Here is a 20,266-nt window from a genome sequence, read left to right on the forward strand (position 1 = left end):
CAACGGACAGGCCATGCAAATGCAACAGGCTAGCGAGCCGACCATTTCCCTGACCCACCTGATCGTTCCGGTCGTGGCCCTCGTCGCCTTGCTGTTCAATACGGCGCTGCCATCGCTCGGCTACGCACAGGCGAGCGCGACATGGACCTTCGTGCTGGCAGCGATCGCGGTTATTTATCTGGTGGCGACGCGACCGCTGTTTTCGGTGTCGATGCTCTATTTCATGATGATCGGCATGACCGCGTTCGTCGCCGGCATCGGCATCGAGGCGGGCGGTCTGATGATCGAAACGGCGGTCCGGGGCGAACCGAACGGCGCGTTTAGCCGGCTCCTGCTGTTCTATGTCGTATTCGTCAGCTGTGCGCTCTACGGCTTCGATCGTTTCCTGAACATTCGCGCGCCGAGCGTGCCGGTCGCACTGATTACCGCCGACTCGCGCAGCGTGATGCTCGGATTTTCATTGGCACTCGCGATCATCGGCGCCGGTGTGGCGGCGGGCCTGACGCAAGGTTTCGCGCTGATCAACGGCGTGAACCGGTACACGATCCGGAACGACAGTACCGGGACCGATAGCGTGCTGTTCAACACGTTCCTCAACAACCAGACCTTTCTCGCCCTGATTCTCGGCGCGCTTGCCACCAGCAGGAACCCGCTCGTCAGATGGTTTTCGGTCGCACTGATCGTCCTGACGACAGGTCTCTACATTCTTCACGGCGAGCAGTTCATGTCCGTGCTGCACTTCGGTCTCTCGGTGCTCGCTCCGGTGATCGCGGTGCTGCTGATGAGAGGCAAGCCGGTGCTGCGATATATGGCGATCGGGGGCGGCGTCGCGTTGATCATCGGAATTGCCTCGGTATTTTCCGCCTATCAGGGGCAGGGGCTCGACGTCAAAAACACGATAACGGACCGCTCGCTATTGCAAGGGCAGGTCTGGTACGTGGTCGACTACGACGCGCATCTGTTCAGCGCGCCCGCGTTGGGCGGCGCACCGGCTTTCCGGCGCTTCGCCGAATCGCTGCTGTCGCTGACCCAGCCGGGTTTCGACGACGCCATTGGCGTGAGCGGCCTGCGCGACGTCATGGTCGCCTACGGCGAGCCGCATCTGATTTCGACCTATATCAAAGACGACGTCACCTTCACGATGGGACAGATGGCGGTCCCCGTGTTCTGGTTCGGCCTCGTCGGCGGCGCGTTGTTCGTTGCCTTCACGGGCGTGATATACGGGGCGCTTTGCGCATTGCAGATCGTGTTCGCGCTGCGTGGCGGCGTCATCATGCTCTGGCTGATCGTCAAGCTGCTGAGCTATGCGAACTCCGGAATCCAGCAAGGCGACTATTGGTCTTTCTTCAGCGTCCGCACGTTGCTGTACGTGGCGATGACGTTCCTCTGGTGGAGGCTGGTTGATTCGCGGGCCGCGCCGATCAAACTGAAACGGCTGGTGGCACAGTGAAATCTTTTCGAACCCTGCTGTTTTCCTCGCTGTCCGGCGTCGTATGCGAAAAGGCGATCGGCGCGCTCGCGGCGGTCGCGAGCAACCACCTGTTCGCCACGCTGTACGGTGCGCGGTTTTTCGGCGAATTGCAGTTTGCCTTATCGCTCGCCTATGTCGTCAGTAGTGCTGCATTGATCTTCAGCGCCCAGGCCGTGTCGCCGATCTTCGGCCGACATCCGCGGCTGCGGCACCTCGTGTTCTATCGCGCGTTCCGTTTGCGTCTGGGCTCCACGCTCAGCGTGACGCTGCTGTTTCTGGTTGTCGTCGCCTTGCTGACGCAGTCCTCGAACAACGCGCTGATGCTGGTCGCCGGACTCGTGATGCTATGCGAGCCCATCGCGCTCGGCTCGCTGATGGCCTACGCGGAAACCAAGCCGTGGGTCATCACGCGGGCGAAAGCCTACGCGAGCGGCGTGCGGGTGCTGTGGCTGCTGGGCGCCGCTCACGCGTCGGTCGGCGCGGTTATCGCCTCGTTCGCCTGGCCGCTCGAAGCCTACGTGGCGGCGGCCGCGCCGTTCACCCGTTACCGGACGCTCGCGTTCAACCGGCCGCCGTCCCTGCACGGCTCGGAAACGGTCAAGCGAACGCTGATCGTTCGAGGACTCCGGATGTGGCCCGCGATTGCCGCGAGCGTGCTGGTGCTGCGCATGGACCGGCTGTTGCTCGGCACGCTGATGTCGAAGACGGACCTCGGTATCTATGCGGCCGCGGCGTCGCTCGTCGAGCAGTGGAATTCCGTGGGCACGACGCTCGCGCTGGCGCTTGCCCCGGCCATGGTGTTCGTCGCGCGCGGCGAAGACCAGCTGCGCAGCAAGGCGATCAAGCTCAGCGCGTATCTGGCGGTAATCGCCGCGGTGGCGCTCGTCGGAAGCCTGTTCGTCGGGCGCGCGGTGTTCCTCGTGATCTATGGCCCCGCGTTCGAAGCCGGCATTCCCGTGATGATCTTCGGCACGGCCTGCTCGATCGCGACGTTCGTGGACGCGGGGCTGACGACCTGGCTTATCGCCGCGCGCCGTTACCGGCTGATGACGATCAAGCTGCTCGTGACCATCGCCGCGATCGGCGTGGCGCCATTCGTCATGCCGACGGCGCTCATGATGTATGCGCCGGCGGTAGGGACGGCCTTGTCGATCGTCCTGTTCTGGGCTGCCGTCTTCGGACAGGGGCAACGTTTAAAGGTGGCGCAATGAAACTCTGCCTCTGCAATAACCGCTTTCCGCCGCATGTCGTCGGCGGCACCGAAGTGGTCGTCTACGATCTCGCGGTTCAGCTTCGCGACCGAGGGCATGACGTGTCGATCTTTACCCTGTCGGATTCCCGCTCGGCAGAAACCGTGGTTGTCGATGGTCTGCACGTGCACAGCATGCCGAATACGAACATCTACAACCAGTTTTCGCACGCTGAGCGCAGCGGGCTGAAAAAGGCCTTGTTCGGCGCATTGGATACGTTCAACCCGCTCGTATTCTTCTACGCGCTGCGCCATTTGCGGCGCCTCGGTATCGACGTGCTGTGCACGAACAACCTCAAGGGTATGGGGCCGGCCATCTGGCTCGCTGCTTGGTGTTTGCGGATTCCCGTCGTGCATGTGCTGCATGACTATTGGCTGATCTGTCCGACCTCGACGATGTTCCGCAACGGCCGCGCATGCGAACAGGCCTGCAAGGGGTGCCGGAGCGTTTCGGCGCCCAAGGCGTGGTTCTCGCGGCTGGTCGGGCATGTGGTGGGCGTCAGCGAATTCGTGCTGGAACGTCATCGACGGCAAAACTTCTTTGGTGCCGCGCAGCCCTGCGTCATTCATAACGCGCGGCAGCCGTTCAGTGCTGTTCCCGCAACACCCGTCGAACCGCGCAAGCCTTTTCGAATCGGCTTCATTGGACGCACCGACGCGACGAAAGGTATTCGCGAGTTCTTTGCGGGTGCGGCTGCGGCGCGAACAGGCAACCTCGAGTTGCATATTGCCGGCCGGGACAACGAACGGATTCTGGATCAACTGATCGCGGAGTACCCTGATTTGCGGGTCGTGCGTTATGGCTTTATGCCGGCTAAAGATTTTTATCCGCTTGTCGATCTGGTGGTCGTGACGTCGATGTGGAACGAACCGTTCGGCATGGTCGCGTTCGAGCCGTGGGAATTCTTCAAGCCATCCATTGCGTTTACGTCCGGCGGATTGCCCGAAGTATTCAGTGCTTTTCCCGAATTGACGGTCCCGCGAGGCGACGTCGCGGCGCTCGGTGCGCTGATTCGCCGCTTTATCGACGATCCGGCTTTCTATCGCGACATGGCTCGCCGTTGCCACGAACGGCGCAGTCACTTCTTGCCGCCGCGACAACTGCAGCAATTCGAAGCGGTCCTGCGAGCTGCCGCGAGACGGGATCGGCGCGCAGCGAGTGTGAGCGTAATCGAAGCCGACCGGGACGCTCGCAGCTAATCCGGTGTGCGGACGGGATGGACGCGCCAGCCGCCCCGGACGCATACGTATTGCAAATTCGGCGACGCAGCGGATTTGCGAAGCATGGAAGTTGGCGGAAGTTTAACGGCCAGCCTGGTGTTCTGATTAATTAGTATGGCGAATAGTATAAAGAGAAAGGTGGATTTCTGTGAATATCGGTAAAGAGATTCCATTGATATTGCGGCACTTCGGATCTGAACTTGCTTCCGTAGCCCAGCGGAACGATTCAGGAACTATTTCCGCTCGGGAGGCATCATGAGAAAACGCGTACTGATGGTAATGACCCGGGAGATTCCCCGGGCCGCGTCCAATGGACGCGAGCGCACGTTGTGTTTTATTCGCAAAGCGATCGGCATGGATGCGGATGTGCGCGAACTCAAGATTCACTCCGTATTCGAAACGGGTACGTTCGCCTCGAAGCTGCGCGCCGGGCTCAGGGTCGCCGAAGGTCTGGTGACGGGCCGGCCTTGCGCACTGCAAGTCGCCATGTTCGCCAGTGCCGACGGAAAGAAGCGGCTGGTCGAGGCGATCGAAGACTATCAGCCCGACGTCATCTATTTCGACGGCATCCGGATGGTCGACTATGCTGCCTTCGTGCGCCGGCGCTATCCGTCGAGCCATATCATCAGCGACCTGGACGATCTGATGTCGCGGCGCGCCCATATCCTGAGAACCGGCAATTTCGCGTTGTCCGTCGGCTACCTTGCCAAGTCGATTCCCCCTGCCATCGTTTCGCTGATCAATTCGCGATTCGCCCGCAATCTGCTGCTCAGATACGAGGAGTCTGCACTGAAAGGCCATGAGCGGCGGGCGACGACGGTGTCGAATGCCGTCACGCTGGTGTCGACGACGGATGCCGACGCGTTGACGCGCATCCTTCCCGGTGCGTTGAAAAGGCGGGTGTATGTGATCGCGCCGCCGGTCGACTCGGTCAAGCCGGTGGTGCGGCCCGCCGATCCGGTTCGGTTCGTATTCGTTGGTGCGGACAGCCAGTTGCAGAACCGGCTTGCAATCGAATATCTGGTGGCATCCTGGAAGAAACTCGAATTGAGCTTGCCACTCGTTATATACGGGCGCATGTCCCGTCAATACGAAGCGGTGCCGAACGTCGTGTTCGCCGGCTTTGCCAGGACGCTCGACGAAGTCTATACGCCTAACTCGATTGCCCTATGTCCGACATTTTTGCGCGGCGGCATCAAGTCGAAGGTACTCGAGGCTGTCTCGTTCGGTTGCGTTCCCGTTGGCAACGACGCTGCGTACGAGGGGCTGAATTTCGAAGATGCCGCGCTGGCGATGGATGAGGCGCGACTGCATCGTTTCCTCGGCGATCCTTCCGGCGATCTGGATGAAGTCATGGAGGCCGCGACGCGGTTTGCGGCTTTCTGCGAGCGCAATTTCAGCATGCCGGTGTTTGCACGGCGTTGGGGCGATCTGCTGCGGCCGGTGTACGTTCCGGAGACCGAGACGAGTGGTGTTGTCGGCGAAGGGAAAATGTCCACCATCGCGCAGCGTAGTAGTCCGGCAAAGCTGCCATGAGCGTGGCGCGGTGACTCACGCCTTGCCGTGAGTCACCGCGAGGCGTGTACAGCGCCAGATGGATTCGTTCCAGAAGGATTGCGTTGCCTGAGCAGGAGAGGGGCGCGCAATAGAAGTCCCTGGAAGTTCCGGCGCGCCCCGCTTGACGTGCTATATGCGCTTCCGCTTGTGCATCAACGTCCACCAGCGGCGCTTGAATCCATAATAAAGACGATACGGATCGATATTGTTCCGTCGCATCACGCGCCGATACAGAGCGGTAATTTTCCCCTTGCCCCGCAGCCAATTGACTTCGATCTCGTCTCGCGTCGTGGTCTGATTGAGCCAGTTGAACTCGCGGTATTCCGTCGAAACGGTAGCGGGAACATCGAAGACGACGACATAGGCAAAGCGCGCCGTTGCGGTGACATTCGGCCCGGCACCATGCAACGTGCGGCCCAGATGAACCGTACATCCGCCAACCGGCACAGGACAGAAGATTGCGTCGTCGGGATCGAATCCTTCATAGCATTCAATTCCGTGCGAACGTTCCTTGCCCGGGAGTTTTCTATGAGGCTGAACGCTCCACCGATGCGAACCCGGAATAAAACGAAGACAGCCGTTTTCGATAGTCGCCGGTTGCAGAGGTAGCCAGAAGCTCACTTCCTGGTAGTTGAACCGCGGGTCGTGAAATGCTTCGTCCTGATGCCAGGGGGTTTCAGGGCCGGCCACCGGCGGCTTGTAGAAGAGGTGATCTCCCGCGAAGCGCGCCTTGGGACCGAGAACCTGCCTCGCGAGGACTTCGAGCCGCTTGTGATAATTGGTTCGGCGCAGCCGCGGATTGAAGTTGCTCGGCATACTGAGCTGCGTCAATGCCGTCGAGGCGAGAGGATTGTCGCCAATGAAGTCGAACAAAGCCCCCTCCTGGGCACCCGCGCCGGCGAATATCAGTCGCTCACAGATGCCTTTCAGTTCGGCTATTTCTTCCAGCGAGGCAATGTTCTCAAACGAACCGAAGCCACGCTCTCGAAGCGTGGCAATCTGATCAGTGAGTAAACTGTTCTGCGTGAGACGATCGGGGAGCACAAAGTTTGTTTGCATGTCTTCTCCAATGCGTTCCGACCTTGATGGAATAATCTTAAAAGTTGTTAATTGTTAAATATGTTCGATACCGCCTATATCGGCACTTTCATGTTGTTGTCATATAGGGCTGTCATAGAATGTCTATTTCCCGATATAGGTACTCTTACTATTTCTTGTCAGGCTCTCTCGCATTTTGCGAGTTTTTCTATTGAGACCTATAGGTATTAGACGATTGAGCGATGAATGGATTGAATAGCACGGTGTCGTGTTGCGATCGACAAAGAGTTATCCGTGAATAATTTGTGACGACTCATGCAGTCATGCAAAGTGAGCGATAAGTCGATATGGAGTCGGCACGCGCGTGCCGACCGATCTCGACGGTTGCGCTGGTTACGCATTGCATCAATGCAATGGTGATGCAGGAGAGAGAAATAGCTGTGTCACGGCCCGATGCATGGCGAACACGAGCAGGGCGGCCGCTACGAACGTGCTACGTGGTGTTGCATGGCAAGCGACCGCGCCGAGTGTCGTAACCATCGGAGGCGCTGCAAATGCAGGGCGCTTCAAGCGAGGGAGTATCGGCGTTAAAGGTCCGGCACCGTGATTTGGAAAAGCGCAACGACCTGCCGTACGCCTAGCCGCGAAACGCCCGAAGCAGAATGCGATGCAACCCGGCGCACACGACGTGTGTCGAGTATTGCTGTGCATTGGTTGTACCGCGCTCCCGCAGTTCGTCCATCCGGGAAGGGGAGTCGATCAGGCTGCCGATTGCCGCCGCCCATTCGTTCGGATTCGTCGGGTTTGCAACGGCAAGGAACGAGTCCTTCATGGAGCCGCGAAAGACCGGGATGTCCGACGCGATCACGGGCGTTCCCGCCATCTGTGCTTCGATCACGGTGCGGCCGAAGCCTTCGTGCAATGTCGCCGAAACATAGATGTCCGCAGCTTGATAAAAGTATCCGAGATCTTCCTCGCTGACGGAGTCGGCGAAGTGAGCACGGAGCCCGGACGTTTCGGCGAGCGTTTTGCATTCCATGCGATTAGCGGCATTGAACGCTTTGCCTGCCCGAACGATCATCAGATCCTTGCGTGCCAGTTTGGCCAGCGCCTGGAACAGGGTGAGGTTGTTCTTACGCGTCTCATCGGAGCCGACATTGAGCAGCACCAGCGCGTCGCCCATGTCCAGACCAAGGCGTTGCTTCAGAATCGCCCGCGCCTGAGCGCGAGTCTCACTCCGTGTCGCCGCGGCGAGCGGCGAATATTTGTCTTCGAACGGGCAGGGCACGATCTGCACGAGCTCGGGCTTCACCGGGGCAGCGTGTATCAGATCCTTGGCCGCCGAGTCGGCTTCGACGAGCACGAGATCCGCTTTCGGCGCCAGCGGAAGAAGTGTCTTGACATAAAGTGACTTGAGCTTTTCCACGATGCCGCGAGCATGGCCTGGAATCTGGACGTGATGGAACATCAGACAGACCCGACCACCGGCGAGATGGATGATCGGGATCATGAAACTGAGGTCTTCCTGATAAAGGATGATCATGTCGCATGAACGTGCCACGCGAATTGCGTGCAGCGGGTACAGCACCAATTGCGTCCAGTAACGCTTGAGCGAGCGAGGCTGTGCATCGATATCGACTGTTTCGACGCGGAAGTTCGTGTACTTCCTCAAACCCGCAGCCAATGCAAGACTATGCTGACCTACTCCGGTCAGGCTGCTTGGCCGCGGCCCCATGAACCACACGATCCGTGCACCGTCGGCCGCATTCGGTACGGCACTTTCTTGCGAGACCGGTTTATGCAGTTCTGCTGCATCGCGTCCGGACAGCATGGAAAATAATTTCATGGATAGTTCTGGCGAAAACAAGGTTGACGGGCCGCTGAGCGAATATCGGCGTATAGCTGCCTGAATCTTCGTTCGGCCGGCGTTTATCTGGAGGCGTTCGAGCGGCGTCCTGAATGGAGAAACGCGAGCCGGTCCGTTGAACGGGATGCTGTCGAACTTCTCGTATTTTCCTGAAACACGAGGCCGTCCGTTCGAGGCCATTCGGTCCGCTTGCGACGGCACTCGACGGATTCCTCGCATGCAGGCTTCGTGTTGCTCGATGGAGCCATCATGTGAACCCTCAGACATATACTGAGCGCCGTTGCGGTCATTCTCAGTGCGCTAGACCACAATGATTTGCGCGAAGCATGAATCCGGAACGTGTTGCTGGCGGGGGGGCTCGAGGCCGATTGAGGCCGAAACAGGGATACGCCGTTGGGTTCGTGGAGCCGTTGCGGTTTCAGGTTTGCCGCAACGCGAGAGGCGGCCTGTTGGCGCGATGTCGGGCGAATTGAACAGGAATGTAATGACGCTGAGGAGCGGAGGAGAGTCGCGTTATCCGGTTAAACAATGCGTCGTCGAATGCGAATGTGCCACGGACCCTTGCCATCTGTTTGGCAACAAGGGCGGCGTGGCACATTCATCGATCAACAACAGAGGCAACTCCCCGCTTTACGACGACATGACGGGATCGGTTCCGTCACAGGCTGCTGGCGGATGACGTATCCGGAATCACCTCGTTCTCGTCCAGCGCAATGTCCGTATCGCGTTCGAACGGCACGGTCGATAGCGCTTCGAGGACGCCATTCATGACCCGTCCGCCGAAGTCATGGTGAAACGCCCACACGCCGTAAATGCGTCCACGGAACGCGGCTTCGAATCCGGTCTCGCGGCGGATCTGTTCGTCGGGACGGAACCCCGAGCCGAGTCCGAACGAGAACAGCCCTTGCACCAGATTGCCGTTGACATCGAAGGGGCATCCATACCTGTCGGAGACCACTCCGCCCTGGCCGAGTTGCAGCGAAATCGGCAGGTCCCAACGATCGACGAGTATCGACATGTTGGGCCCGTATCCGGCGCCGTGAACGACCGCGATCGACTCTTCCAGACACTCGCGCGCGCGCGACCGGGCCGCGTCGCTCGAATCCGCCTCGATCAGCTCGATGCGTGGTTTTGCGCCGGGTATATAGCCGCTTGCCATGATCGAGCGCGCAATGTCGAAAGCCCGATAACGCAGACCGCCCGCCCGGTTGACCCGCTTGGTGACGGGGCAGACGTCGTTCTCTTCGTCGACCTCGTAACTATTGGCGTGCGCTTCGTCGACCGTTTCGAAGAACAGGCGAACCTGGGATCGGTGAATCACGGCAATTTCATCGAGGCCTTCGCTGCCCAGTTCCATGGCAAGTCGATCGACAACGGTGAATGCACTATGCGATCCGCCGATAACCGTAATCCGTTTCGGGTGGCGCGTTTCTCGTTGCGAGAGGTCGCGCGCGAACTCGTCGATCAATTGCGGAGTCGTCAGGCTGAGCAGATCATCGGACACATAGCTGCGCAGATTCTCGTCCGGCGGCGGCAACCGCAACCCGCGACACAGCTCGTCGATTTCGCTCACGTGCTGCTGTCCGCCGAGATTCATCACAACGGTGTCGCTCGATACCGTGCAGACCTCGGTCGGATCGCTGACATCGTGATAATCGATTTCGAAACCACCGCTGTCGAGGTATCGGATCTTGTCGATCTCGCGGCCACGCAATACCGTCACGTCGTAGCGCGCGGTCAGGTAAGCGAGCAGCTGCTCGGTTGCCAGCGCGAGCAACGCGCCTGCGTCGGTGAGGCTCGGCGGCCCATCGGCCACCTCGACCATCCGTTTGTGCAGCGGCGAGTTTTCCCTAAGGTCGGCAAACACCTCTTCGAAGTTGGCGTGTTCGAGGCAGGCGAGAAACGTGTTTCCCACGGTATTCCCGGTGACATTCACGTACTCGCCCAGCCTGCCAGCACCGAGTTCGGTGCGTTTGTCGATAATCAACAGACCATTTCTCGCGATCTCCGGCAGATTGCCCGTTTTGAAAGCATGGAACAAAAATCCCATCCCCGACGGACCAGCTCCGCAAATGGCGCAAGAGAATTTTGTCCGTGCAATCCGCCCGACGGATGGCACGTGTAATGTGTGATTCACGTTTGTTTTCTCCTTAGCGCGGGCATTACGACGCTAATGTCGTATGAAAGGAGATTTCCGCTCTGTTCGCTGCCGCACCGAACTGCGATGTAGGCGACCGAGATGTATTCAACCAGCTAGATCACCGCGGCTGGTTTGACAATCTCGCCCGGTGGATCGGGTGCTGCGGAGGGGATGCGGCCGAATCGGACAAAGAGGAGCGGATTTGGCGATTTTTTTCTGTGAGTACTGACTGAGGCAATTTCCTGCGGCGCGCGTGATCGGGTTCGATCTGCTATGGGCGGGGACGAGGCGCGATCAAACAGGTGGCGAGGAACACGTGCTGAGTGTGTTGGCGAGTTGAATGGCCGCGCCGTGAGTCAGGGATCGCTATGAAGTGATGAGCGCGCGCATTGGCTGGGGTACGAATGCTTTGCCGCTCATTGAATGATCGAAGAGGAGAACAAGGAAGTACGCCGTATCGCACAGCGTACTTCCTGCTCTGAACGCGAGGCGCCACGTGACATCATTCGATGTCACGCGACGCGGACGCGACCGCTTAATTGACCGTGATGGCCGAAGAAAGCGTGTTCTTGATAAACGGCTTGCCCACCGCCTTGACGTAGTAAGTACCCGCGGCGGTTACCGGGATCGTGGTCGTGTTGGCCGGGTAGCTCACCTGGCTCCACGCGGAATTGTTAAAGCTCCACAACTCCAGATGGTCGAGGGTACTCGTATTCGACGGGGAAACCGTAATCGTGCGGCCGCTCGCCGACGTATTCAGCGTCAGACAGTTATCGACACCCGTTTCCAGCGGCGTGCCTTCGTAGTAGTCATCCCATGTCACCAGTTGCAGGAAAGGAAGCTGCTTCGCCGAGTTGTAGTACTGGTTGATCTTGGTGAAGCTGTTGAGCCACGTCTGACCGCACTGCTGATCGACGTACTGCTGACCATCCCACGACGCATATTGCGAGTTGAAGCCCTTGTAGGCGCCTCCCATCGTGATTTCCGTCGGGTGCAGATTGGCGCGGGTGTAGAAGTCGTCCATGCTCGACAGATCGGGCGGCACCACGTCTTGAGAGGTCGGGTTGACCCAGAGGAACGAGCCGCCGCTCTTGGGGATGTTGAATCCATCCGGCGACGTCGCGTTGTCCAGGTGCACGAACTGGACATTCGGATACGCGTTCTGAATCGCTGTCCAGTCGATACCGCTTGCTGCCGTCAGGCCGAAATCGCCGACAACGGGCTTGCCGTTATAGGTCAGATACGACGGGTCTTTGAGGTACTGCGCATTGATGTAGTTCATCGCCGCCAGCACCTTGGCCTGGTTGGTGCCGCTCGCGTTGTTCAGCAGGTTCGCGTCGAGCATGATTGCAAACGTCAGCTTGTCGCCCGACAGCGTCGTGTAATTGTGAATGAGCGGCTGCGAAACGAGCCAGTCCTTGTCGCTGATATCGGTCTGACCTTGCCAGTCCACCATCACGCCGTCGACACCGCGACTGACGATATCGGCGAAGAATGAGTTGATATAAGTCGGATTGGCGTTCGAGTAGTTGACGTTGATACCCGTGTCCATGCCGCCGTCGAACCACGGCAGATAGTGCACCAGCACCTTCGTGGTGTTACCCGGGTAGAGCAGCGAGTGAACGTTGATCTTCGAGACGTCGGTCGCGCCCGACAGCGTGCCGTTCGACAGACCTGCAAAGGACACGCTTGCCGAGGTGTCGGCCGGCATCAGTGTCGATTGCACGGCTGCCGATGCGGTCGATGCGGCCGAACTGGTCGAGCCGGTCGAAGCCGCTGGAGTTGCCGGAGTTGCGGGTGACGATGCACTCGATGTCGACGGTTGGGTGCTTTGCGAGTGCGAATAATGTCCGTGTGCTTGCGCCGAACACGCGACAAAAGAAGTCGTACAAGCCGCGAGCATGGCGCGGGAAAGAACGTTTTTTAATTTCGATGACACTAGCAGGATCCTCTCGAATTTTATTTGAAGACTCAAAGCCCCTGTACCTCGGACTTCACGAAAAAAAGGGCTGCCTGCGCCGAAGGCGCCTCGGCTGTGCCCCAGGGCGTCGACAAAAGATGACGAGGCCATGACGCCGATCGCAGCGGCAGTGCCCTGCGATCAGGCTGGAGAAAGCGGATTCGTTCTTACCAGGTCACTTCATAGGAGTGACATATTGATAAGCATGACTGATTAACTCAGGCTGTTCGATATCGAGTATTGCGATTCCTCCTCTTATCGGTTGGTCACCTCGCGGCAACATCATCTCGACGCGACTCGCCATCCACACGCCATCCGACGGTGGGTGAATCAGGACTGGAGAAGGGAACGAACTTTCGTCCAGAAAGACAACTAGAGCGAAGTCTGTGTCGATTGAAGTGTTTTCGAGAAAGTGGCGCTATAACATAAAATGACCAGAATAGTTAATTTGCAATGCGAATTAAAATGTATAAAAATGTAACTGCCTTACATCTCACGCACGACCGCTTTCGTGGCACGCACACTGGCAAATTCGCTCGATCGTGGCGGACTCATACCCACGCTCTGATCGGGAAAAATAAGGACCGTTACGTACTGACAGGGTCATAACATCAGAACAGAGCCGCTCGATATGAATGGCACGGCCCTTCCTGATCGAGGATGTATGCGTCGATTCCGTTGATTGCAGCGGTGCGAGCGTCTTGATCGCGATAGCCACTTGCAGTCCACCACCCGCGAAGCGAAATCTTTCGAATTCGCCGGGCGCGAAGTATTGCTGCTGGCAGATGCAAATGGAGCGAGAGAGAATTGCGCGATAGGGTTTTCCCGCGCAACTCAAGTGCACGAATTATCCCCCAAAAAACGTTTCAGTTTTGTAACGCAGGCAAAGTTCAGGCAAAAAAAGCGATAGCTCCCCGCTCCCGTTTTCGAGGAGTTGGTTTTTCCTTGAATTTCGCATCATATGCAACAACTCTTCTTCCGGAATCGAAAAGGAACAATGAAATACTTGGCCTCCTTACTTCATTCATACCAAAGAGAGCGCGTCGGTATTTTGAAATTCTTCATATAAATAGTATTCCGAATAAAATACCTGGAGAGGGAATCTAGATATTTTCCGCCAATGTGGTTTTGGACTGGAAAATAGCAGCGAAATGCGAAGTGTCCCTTACTGTGGTTTACGGTATTCGTTAGTCGAATACATGCCGGGAATTATTCTCGTATCGTGAATTCAATGAAAGAAAAGTGCTGCTGAAGTGGTCTTATCCGATGGTGTTTTTTTGAATTATTTATTGAATTCGCGAGTGCATGAAACGCGAATTATCGGGGAATAAAGGGGCGCGAGAAAACTGAAAGTACTCTTGTGGGAATGTGGGGGTGCGAGAAAGCAAGCGTACTCGTCGCCATGCTTTCCATGGGGAACCGAAGGGAAGTACTCGCTTACAAAGAGGGAAGGACGTTGCCGTGCGGCTACGTCGACTGTCGTAATCGAGGTATCTGCCTCACAAAGACCAACCGCGGCGGAGCCCGTGCGTCGCGACTCACCGGGTCCGCGGCCGATCTTCAGCGGCCCTCAGGCCGCTTCTGCCGTTATTGAACCGGCCTCGGCCGCTTCAGGCAAACCCTCGCGGATTCATCGACTGCCAGCGCCAATGATCGGCGCACATGCGCTCGATGCCGAACTGCGCGCGCCAGCCGAGAATCCGCTCGGCCGCCGCCGGATCTGCGAAACATTGCGCAACATCGCCGGGCCGGCGCGCGACGATCTCATACGGCACCGGCTTGCCGGCCGCCTTCTCGAACGCGCGCACGACGTCGAGCACGCTATAGCCCTGACCCGTGCCGAGATTGACGACGAAGCTCGCATCGCGTTTGACGAGCGCATCGAGCGCCGCGAGATGCCCGCGCGCCAGATCGACCACGTGGATGTAGTCGCGCACGCCGGTACCGTCGGGCGTTTCATAATCGCCGCCGAACACGCGCAGTTTCTCGAGCTTGCCGACCGCGACCTGTGCGACGTACGGCATCAGGTTGTTCGGAATGCCGGCCGGGTCTTCGCCGATCAGGCCGCTCTCGTGCGCGCCGACCGGGTTGAAATAGCGCAGCGTCGCGATGCGCCACGACGGGTCAGACACTTCGAGATCGCGCAGCACCTGCTCGGCGATCAGCTTCGATTGACCATACGGGTTGGTTGCGCAGAGCGGGAACGATTCGTCGATCGGCGAGCTTTTCGGCACGCCGTACACGGTCGCCGACGAGCTGAACACGAACTGCTTCACGTTGCGATCGCGCATCACGCCGAGTAGCGCGAGCAGGCTGCCGACGTTATTGCCGTAGTACTCGATCGGCTTCGCGACCGATTCGCCGACCGCTTTCAGCGCTGCGAAGTGGATCGCGCCGGTGATCGGGTGCGCGTCGAAAATCCGCCGCAGTGCCGTTTCGTCGCAGGCGTCGTCGTCGTAGAAGGTCACGGCGCGGCCGGTGATCTGCTCCACGCGCCGCAGCGATTCGCGCCTGCTGTTCACGAGATTGTCGATCACCACGACGTCGTAGCCGCCGTTCAGCAGTTCGACGCAGGTGTGCGAGCCGATGAAGCCCGCACCGCCCGTTACCAGAATCGTGCCCTTCGTGGTCATGCTGTTGCTCCCTTAAAGTAAAACGCCCGTGATTTTCTGCACCAGGTCTTTATAGGTTTCGACGACCATGCGTTCGTCGAATTCGGTTGCGACTTTCTGCCGGCCGCGTTCGGCCATCGCGCGACGCCCGGCGGCGCTCATATCGAGCATGCGCGCGAGGCTCGCGGCGAGGCTCGCGGCATTGCGCACTTCGCACAGCAAGCCGTTGACACCGTCGGCCACCACTTCGCGGCAGCCGGGCACGTCGGTCGTGACGATCGGCCGGCCCATCGCCGACGCTTCCATCAGCGTGCGCGGCACGCCTTCGCGATACGACGGCAGCACGACGCAATCGGCCGCAGCGATAAACGGCCGCACGTCGTGCGCTTCGCCCAGATACTCGATCACGCCTTCCTGTTCCCACGCGGCGACCTCGGCGCGCGTGATCGCACTCGGATTGTCGACGCCGACCGGCCCGAGCAACTGGAAGCGCGCATGCGGGTAGCGTTCGCGCAACTGCCGCGCGGCCTCGACGAATTCGCCGACACCCTTGTCCCACAGCAGCCGTCCGATCAGCACGAAGCGAAACTCCGCGCCTTCGGGCAGCGGGCTCAGCGCGAACTGTTCGAGATCGACGCCTTCGCCATGCAGCAGCCGCGCGCGTTCGGGATGCACGAGCAGCTTGCCGTCGATGAACGCGGCTTGATCGTCGCGATTGAGGAACCACACTTCGCGCGGGAAACGGAACGCAAAACGATACAGCTTTTTGGCGATTTGCGCGGCACGGCTCTGCTGGATGAACACGTAGCCGAGCCCCGTCGTGACCGCGATCGACTGCACGCCGGCGAGCTTCGCCGCGATCGAGCCGTAGATGTTTGGCTTGATCGTGTAGTGAAACACGACGTGCGGACGAATTGTCCGGTATTGCCGGTACAGCGCCAGCAGCATGCGCAGATCCTCGCGCGGACTCGTGCCTTTCGAGGCGACCGGCAGCTCGATGCAGCGGCAGCCCATCGCCGTGAGCAATTCGAACGTGCGGTCGCGCGGCGCGAGCACCGTGACGTCGACGCCGCGTCCGATCAGCATGCGGATCAGCCCTTGCCGATACGTATAGATTGCCCAGGCCGTGTTGCAGACGAGTGTAATGCGCAGCGCGGGCGTCGACTTGAAAGAGGGCTTCATGCGTGTAAGGCGGGGCGTGGGGTTATCTGATGAGCGAGGTAGCGAATAAAATCGCAAACAAAACCGCGACCCTCGCGCGCAACATGTTCAACGACTCACGCGCGGCGCGAGCAGCGCGCGCTTGACCCGCTGCAGCGTGCGATAAGGCAGCGCGAGATGCAGCAGATTCTTCGCGAGACCGAGCCAGTCGTACGGATTGCCCGCGTTGAAATAGCGTAACTGCAAACGCAGCGTCGAGCCGATCTGGCGGCGCCGCTTCGTCGCGCTGATGCCGCCTTCGTTCAGTTCGTAGTAGAGACCGAGTTCGGGCAGGTTCGCGCAGTCGTAGCGATCCATCAGACGTACGAACAGATCGAGGTCTTCCGCCGAACGATACTCGGCGCGATAGTTGCCGGCCGTGCGCACGGCATCGATGCGCAGCATCATCGACGGATGCGCGAGGCACGAGCGGAAAAAGCGCTGACGCCGGATCGCGTCCGGCTCGGTGGGCGGCGTCAGCATGAAGAGTGGTTCGCCCGCGCGCGTGACGACCTGGGTCCACATGCCGAGGCCCGCGACGTTCGGATGCCGTTCCATGAACGCGCGCTGCTTCGCGAGCCGTTGCGGCACCGCGCGGTCGCCCGTGTCGATACGCGCGGCGTAGCGAAAGCCGCGCTGCGCGAGCGCGTCGATGCCGGTTTGCAACGCGCGTTCGATGCCGCCGTTCTGCGCCATGCGCAGCACTTCGATATGCAGGTTCGGCAGTGTCGGCGCGACGATCGGCGGCGTGCTGCCGTCGTCGACGATCAGCACGTGCACCGGCGCATTTTCCTCGAACGAGGCGAGCGTGGCATCGAGGTCCGCCTGGCCGTTGTACGCGGGGATCAGCACCGCGACGTCGTCGAGCGGGATTTGCGCGGTGGCGGATGAGTTCGTCATGGGCGCAGTTTGAAACGGATGTAATAAAGATTGACCGACGCGGCCGCGAGATAACCGGCCGCGAGACCCACGAGCGCGCCATACGCGCCGAGCCGCGCAATCGCGAGCAGATTGACCGCGAACGCCACCGCGAGCGCAAGCAGCCATTTCGCGAGCAGTACGAACTTGGCCTGATACTTGAGCACGACCAGATTGCCGATCGCCTCGATACCGGCCGGCACGGACAACCACACGGCCCAGCGGAAGATCCCGATTGCGCCTTCGAAGTCCGGCCCGAACACGCGGCGGATGATAAAGCCCGCGAGCAGGTCGAGCACGAGCGCGCCGGCCACCATCAGCACGGCGGTCAAGGCGGTCAGGCGCAGCATGTTGCGGCGCAGTTGCGCGATGCCCTGCACGCGATAGACAAAGGCCGGCGCGATGGTCTGCGCGAGCATCAGCGCGAGCGTGATCCAGTTTTCGTTCAACTGCTGCGCGGCCGAATAGCGTCCGAGGTCGGCGAACGAAATCGCGCGCTCGAGCATGAGCCGGTCCAGTTTCAGGAACAGATACATACAGATGAGCCCGAGCCAGAACACCGTGCCCGCGCTCGCGAAGTGTTTGAACAGCGTCCGGTCGACCTGCCAGCCGAGCTTGCCGCCATGCCGGCGCATGAAGTAGAGCACCAGCACCGCGCCGATCGCCGCCGATTCGATCGCCCACAGCCAGCCGAAGCGCGCGGGCGCGGCCATCGCGCGCACCAGCAGATAGACGAGGCCGGCCTTGAGCACCGCCGTGCTCATGCTGGTCAGCAACTGCGGCTTGCTGTAGGTCATGCTTTGCAGCCACGCGTTGATGATGCCGACGAACGGTTCGCGAAACAGCATGGTCACCGCGAGGCCCGCGAGCATCGCGCCGACGAGCGGCTCGAACAGATGCAGCGCGATGCCGAGCCACGTGAGCAGCAGCGCGATGGCCGACACGGAAAAGCGCAACGCAAAGGCGCTGCCGAGCACGGTGCCGAGTTGTGCGGGCGCGCGATTGACGATGGTCGGCACGAGGATTTCCGCGCCGCACACCCAGGTGATCGGCGAGAGCACGAGCAGCAGCGTGTTCGCGTATTGCCACTTGCCGAACGTGTCGGGCCCGAAGTAACGCGCGAGCATGCCGCTGATCGCGATCGCGACGCCGATCTGCGTGAGCCGTTCGAGGCCGAGCCAGATGATGTTCGTGAACGCGCGCGTGACGTCGGGATTGGCGAAACGTTTGAGCGTCAGCATCCGTTGGCCGCCCGCCGTTGCGCGCCGGCGCGGCCGCATTGCGCGGCGCCCTGCATGTTCGCCCGCCCGGCCGGCAGCCGCGGCAACTTTACAAAAGGAGGGCGTCTAAGCATTAGAATGGCGTTATTCAGGCTGGTCAGAAGAACGCAATTATAAGTTGGAACCGGATCGCTTCCGGCAAGGGCGCGTCGCGGCGAGGCAAGGCCCGGTTTTAGCGTGGTTTTTACCGCGATTTTTACCGGTCACCGACGGTGCGCAGGTCAAAATTTTCCATTGCACGCAAGTGAGCCAACATGATCTCCAAATCCATTTTCAAGGCGTATGACATTCGTGGCGTCGTCGGCAAGACGCTCGATGCCGAGACCGCGCGTTCCATCGGCCGCGCGTTCGGCAGCGAAGTGCGTGCGCAGGGCGGCGACGCGGTCGTGGTCGCGCGCGACGGACGCCTGTCGGGTCCCGAACTGATCCAGGCGTTGTCCGACGGTTTGCGCGCGGCAGGTGTCGACGTCGTCAACGTCGGCATGGTGCCCACGCCGGTCGGCTACTTCGCGGCAAGCGTGCCGCTCAAGCTCGCGGGCGGCGAGCGCCGCGTCGATTCGTGCATCGTCGTGACCGGCAGCCACAATCCGCCCGACTACAACGGCTTCAAGATGGTCCTGCGCGGCGCGGCCATTTACGGCGAGCAGATTCTCGCGCTGCATCAGCGCATCGTCGACGAAAACTTCGCGCAAGGCAGTGGCTCGTACGCCGAGTACGACATCGCCGACGAGTATCTCGAGCGCATCGCGAGCGACGTGAAGCTCGCGCGCCCGATCAAGATCGTCGTCGATACCGGCAACGGCGTGGCCGGCGGCCTCGCGCCGAAGCTGTTCAAAAAGCTCGGCTGCGAACTCGTCGAACTCTTCACCGAAGTCGACGGCAACTTCCCGAACCATCACCCGGACCCGGCGCACCCCGAAAATCTCGAAGACGTGATTCGCGCGCTGAAGGAAACCGATGCCGAAATCGGCTTCGCGTTCGACGGCGACGGCGACCGCCTGGGCGTCGTCACGAAAGACGGCCAGATCATCTATCCGGACCGTCAGCTGATGCTGTTCGCCGAAGAAGTCCTGTCGCGCAACAAGGGCGCGCAGATCATCTACGACGTGAAGTGCACGCGCAATCTCGCGAAGTGGGTCAAGGACAAGGGCGGCGAGCCGCTGATGTGGAAGACCGGCCACTCGCTCGTGAAGGCGAAGCTGCGCGAAACCGGCGCGCCGCTCGCGGGCGAAATGAGCGGCCACGTGTTCTTCAAGGACCGCTGGTACGGTTTCGACGACGGCCTGTACACGGGCGCGCGTCTGCTCGAAATCCTCACGCGCGTCGCCGATCCGAGCCAGCTGCTGAACTCGCTGCCGAACTCGCACGCCACGCCCGAGCTGCAACTGAAGCTCGAAGAGGGCGAGAACTTCGAACTGATCGCGCGCTTGCAGAAGAACGCGCAGTTCACCGGCGCGGACGACGTCGTGAAGATCGACGGTCTGCGCGTCGAGTATCCGGACGGCTTCGGTCTCGCGCGTTCGTCGAACACGACGCCGGTCGTCGTGATGCGTTTCGAGGCCGACAACGACGCGGCGTTGAAGCGTATCCAGGACGATTTCCGCCGCGTGATTCTCGCGGAGAAGGCCGACGCGAAACTGCCGTTCTGACGGCGGTGCGGCGGTGCCGCGGTCCTGGTCGCAACAGGTCGAAGCACCGCCGCCATCGAACGCGGCGCGGGCGGTATTGCCCGCGCCGCGTTTTTCATGTCGCG

13 protein-coding genes are annotated in these 20,266 nt (G+C 60.1%); 5 read left to right on the top strand and 8 right to left on the bottom strand.

Features of this window, described 5'->3' with window-relative positions:
* Positions 1-13: 13 nt before the first annotated feature.
* From GXB81_RS14135 to GXB81_RS14150, 4 genes are all read left to right on the top strand, one after another.
* Positions 14-1,450 (top strand): DUF6418 domain-containing protein, encoded by a 1,437-nt coding sequence (locus tag GXB81_RS14135; protein WP_240158617.1) that lies wholly within the window; start codon positions 14-16, stop codon positions 1,448-1,450.
* Positions 1,447-2,682 carry a hypothetical protein gene (locus GXB81_RS14140; protein WP_167036401.1) on the top strand — a complete coding sequence of 412 codons (1,236 nt, stop codon included), beginning with the start codon at positions 1,447-1,449 and terminating at the stop codon, positions 2,680-2,682. The genes GXB81_RS14135 and GXB81_RS14140 overlap by 4 nt, the downstream gene beginning before the upstream one ends.
* Positions 2,679-3,920: a glycosyltransferase gene (locus GXB81_RS14145; protein WP_167282111.1), complete on the top strand. Its 1,242-nt coding sequence runs from the start codon at positions 2,679-2,681 to the stop codon at positions 3,918-3,920. Before GXB81_RS14140 ends, GXB81_RS14145 begins: the two co-directional genes overlap by 4 nt.
* Positions 3,921-4,196: 276 nt before the next feature.
* The gene (locus GXB81_RS14150) at positions 4,197-5,477 is read left to right on the top strand and encodes a glycosyltransferase (protein ID WP_205989462.1); all 1,281 of its coding nucleotides are present in this window, start codon (positions 4,197-4,199) and stop codon (positions 5,475-5,477) included.
* Between the two features lie 150 nt (positions 5,478-5,627).
* On the opposite strand, the gene GXB81_RS14155 is transcribed toward GXB81_RS14150, so the two are convergent.
* The 8 genes from GXB81_RS14155 to GXB81_RS14190 form a co-directional block, all read right to left on the bottom strand.
* Positions 5,628-6,557, bottom strand: coding sequence for a phytanoyl-CoA dioxygenase family protein (locus tag GXB81_RS14155; protein WP_205989463.1), 930 nt, complete (start codon positions 6,555-6,557; stop codon positions 5,628-5,630).
* Between the two features lie 616 nt (positions 6,558-7,173).
* A complete protein-coding gene (locus GXB81_RS14160) occupies positions 7,174-8,382 on the bottom strand; it encodes a glycosyltransferase (protein ID WP_205989464.1) in 1,209 nt (402 codons plus the stop codon).
* Positions 8,383-9,061: 679 nt separating this feature from the next.
* Positions 9,062-10,444, bottom strand: coding sequence for a hypothetical protein (locus tag GXB81_RS14165; protein ID WP_167036416.1), 1,383 nt, complete (start codon positions 10,442-10,444; stop codon positions 9,062-9,064).
* A gap of 634 nt (positions 10,445-11,078) precedes the next feature.
* A complete protein-coding gene (locus GXB81_RS14170; protein WP_167036419.1) occupies positions 11,079-12,269 on the bottom strand; it encodes a hypothetical protein in 1,191 nt (396 codons plus the stop codon).
* Between the two features lie 1,844 nt (positions 12,270-14,113).
* On the bottom strand, positions 14,114-15,136 hold the full coding sequence (galE, locus tag GXB81_RS14175) for a UDP-glucose 4-epimerase GalE (protein ID WP_205989465.1): 1,023 nt from the start codon (positions 15,134-15,136) through the stop codon (positions 14,114-14,116).
* A gap of 12 nt (positions 15,137-15,148) precedes the next feature.
* Positions 15,149-16,297: a glycosyltransferase family 4 protein gene (locus GXB81_RS14180; protein WP_205989467.1), complete on the bottom strand. Its 1,149-nt coding sequence runs from the start codon at positions 16,295-16,297 to the stop codon at positions 15,149-15,151.
* An 87-nt stretch (positions 16,298-16,384) separates the two neighbouring features.
* On the bottom strand, positions 16,385-17,215 hold the full coding sequence (locus tag GXB81_RS14185) for a glycosyltransferase (protein WP_167036428.1): 831 nt from the start codon (positions 17,213-17,215) through the stop codon (positions 16,385-16,387).
* A complete protein-coding gene (locus GXB81_RS14190) occupies positions 17,212-18,474 on the bottom strand; it encodes a hypothetical protein (protein ID WP_205989469.1) in 1,263 nt (420 codons plus the stop codon). Before GXB81_RS14190 ends, GXB81_RS14185 begins: the two co-directional genes overlap by 4 nt.
* A gap of 293 nt (positions 18,475-18,767) precedes the next feature.
* Here GXB81_RS14190 and GXB81_RS14195 point away from each other — a divergent pair, with 293 nt between their 5' ends.
* The gene (locus GXB81_RS14195) at positions 18,768-20,162 is read left to right on the top strand and encodes a phosphomannomutase/phosphoglucomutase (RefSeq protein WP_167036434.1); all 1,395 of its coding nucleotides are present in this window, start codon (positions 18,768-18,770) and stop codon (positions 20,160-20,162) included.
* The last annotated feature ends 104 nt before the right edge of the window (positions 20,163-20,266 follow it).

It is taken from the genome of Paraburkholderia sp. Ac-20336 (assembly GCF_017105025.1).
Classification (GTDB): domain Bacteria; phylum Pseudomonadota; class Gammaproteobacteria; order Burkholderiales; family Burkholderiaceae; genus Paraburkholderia.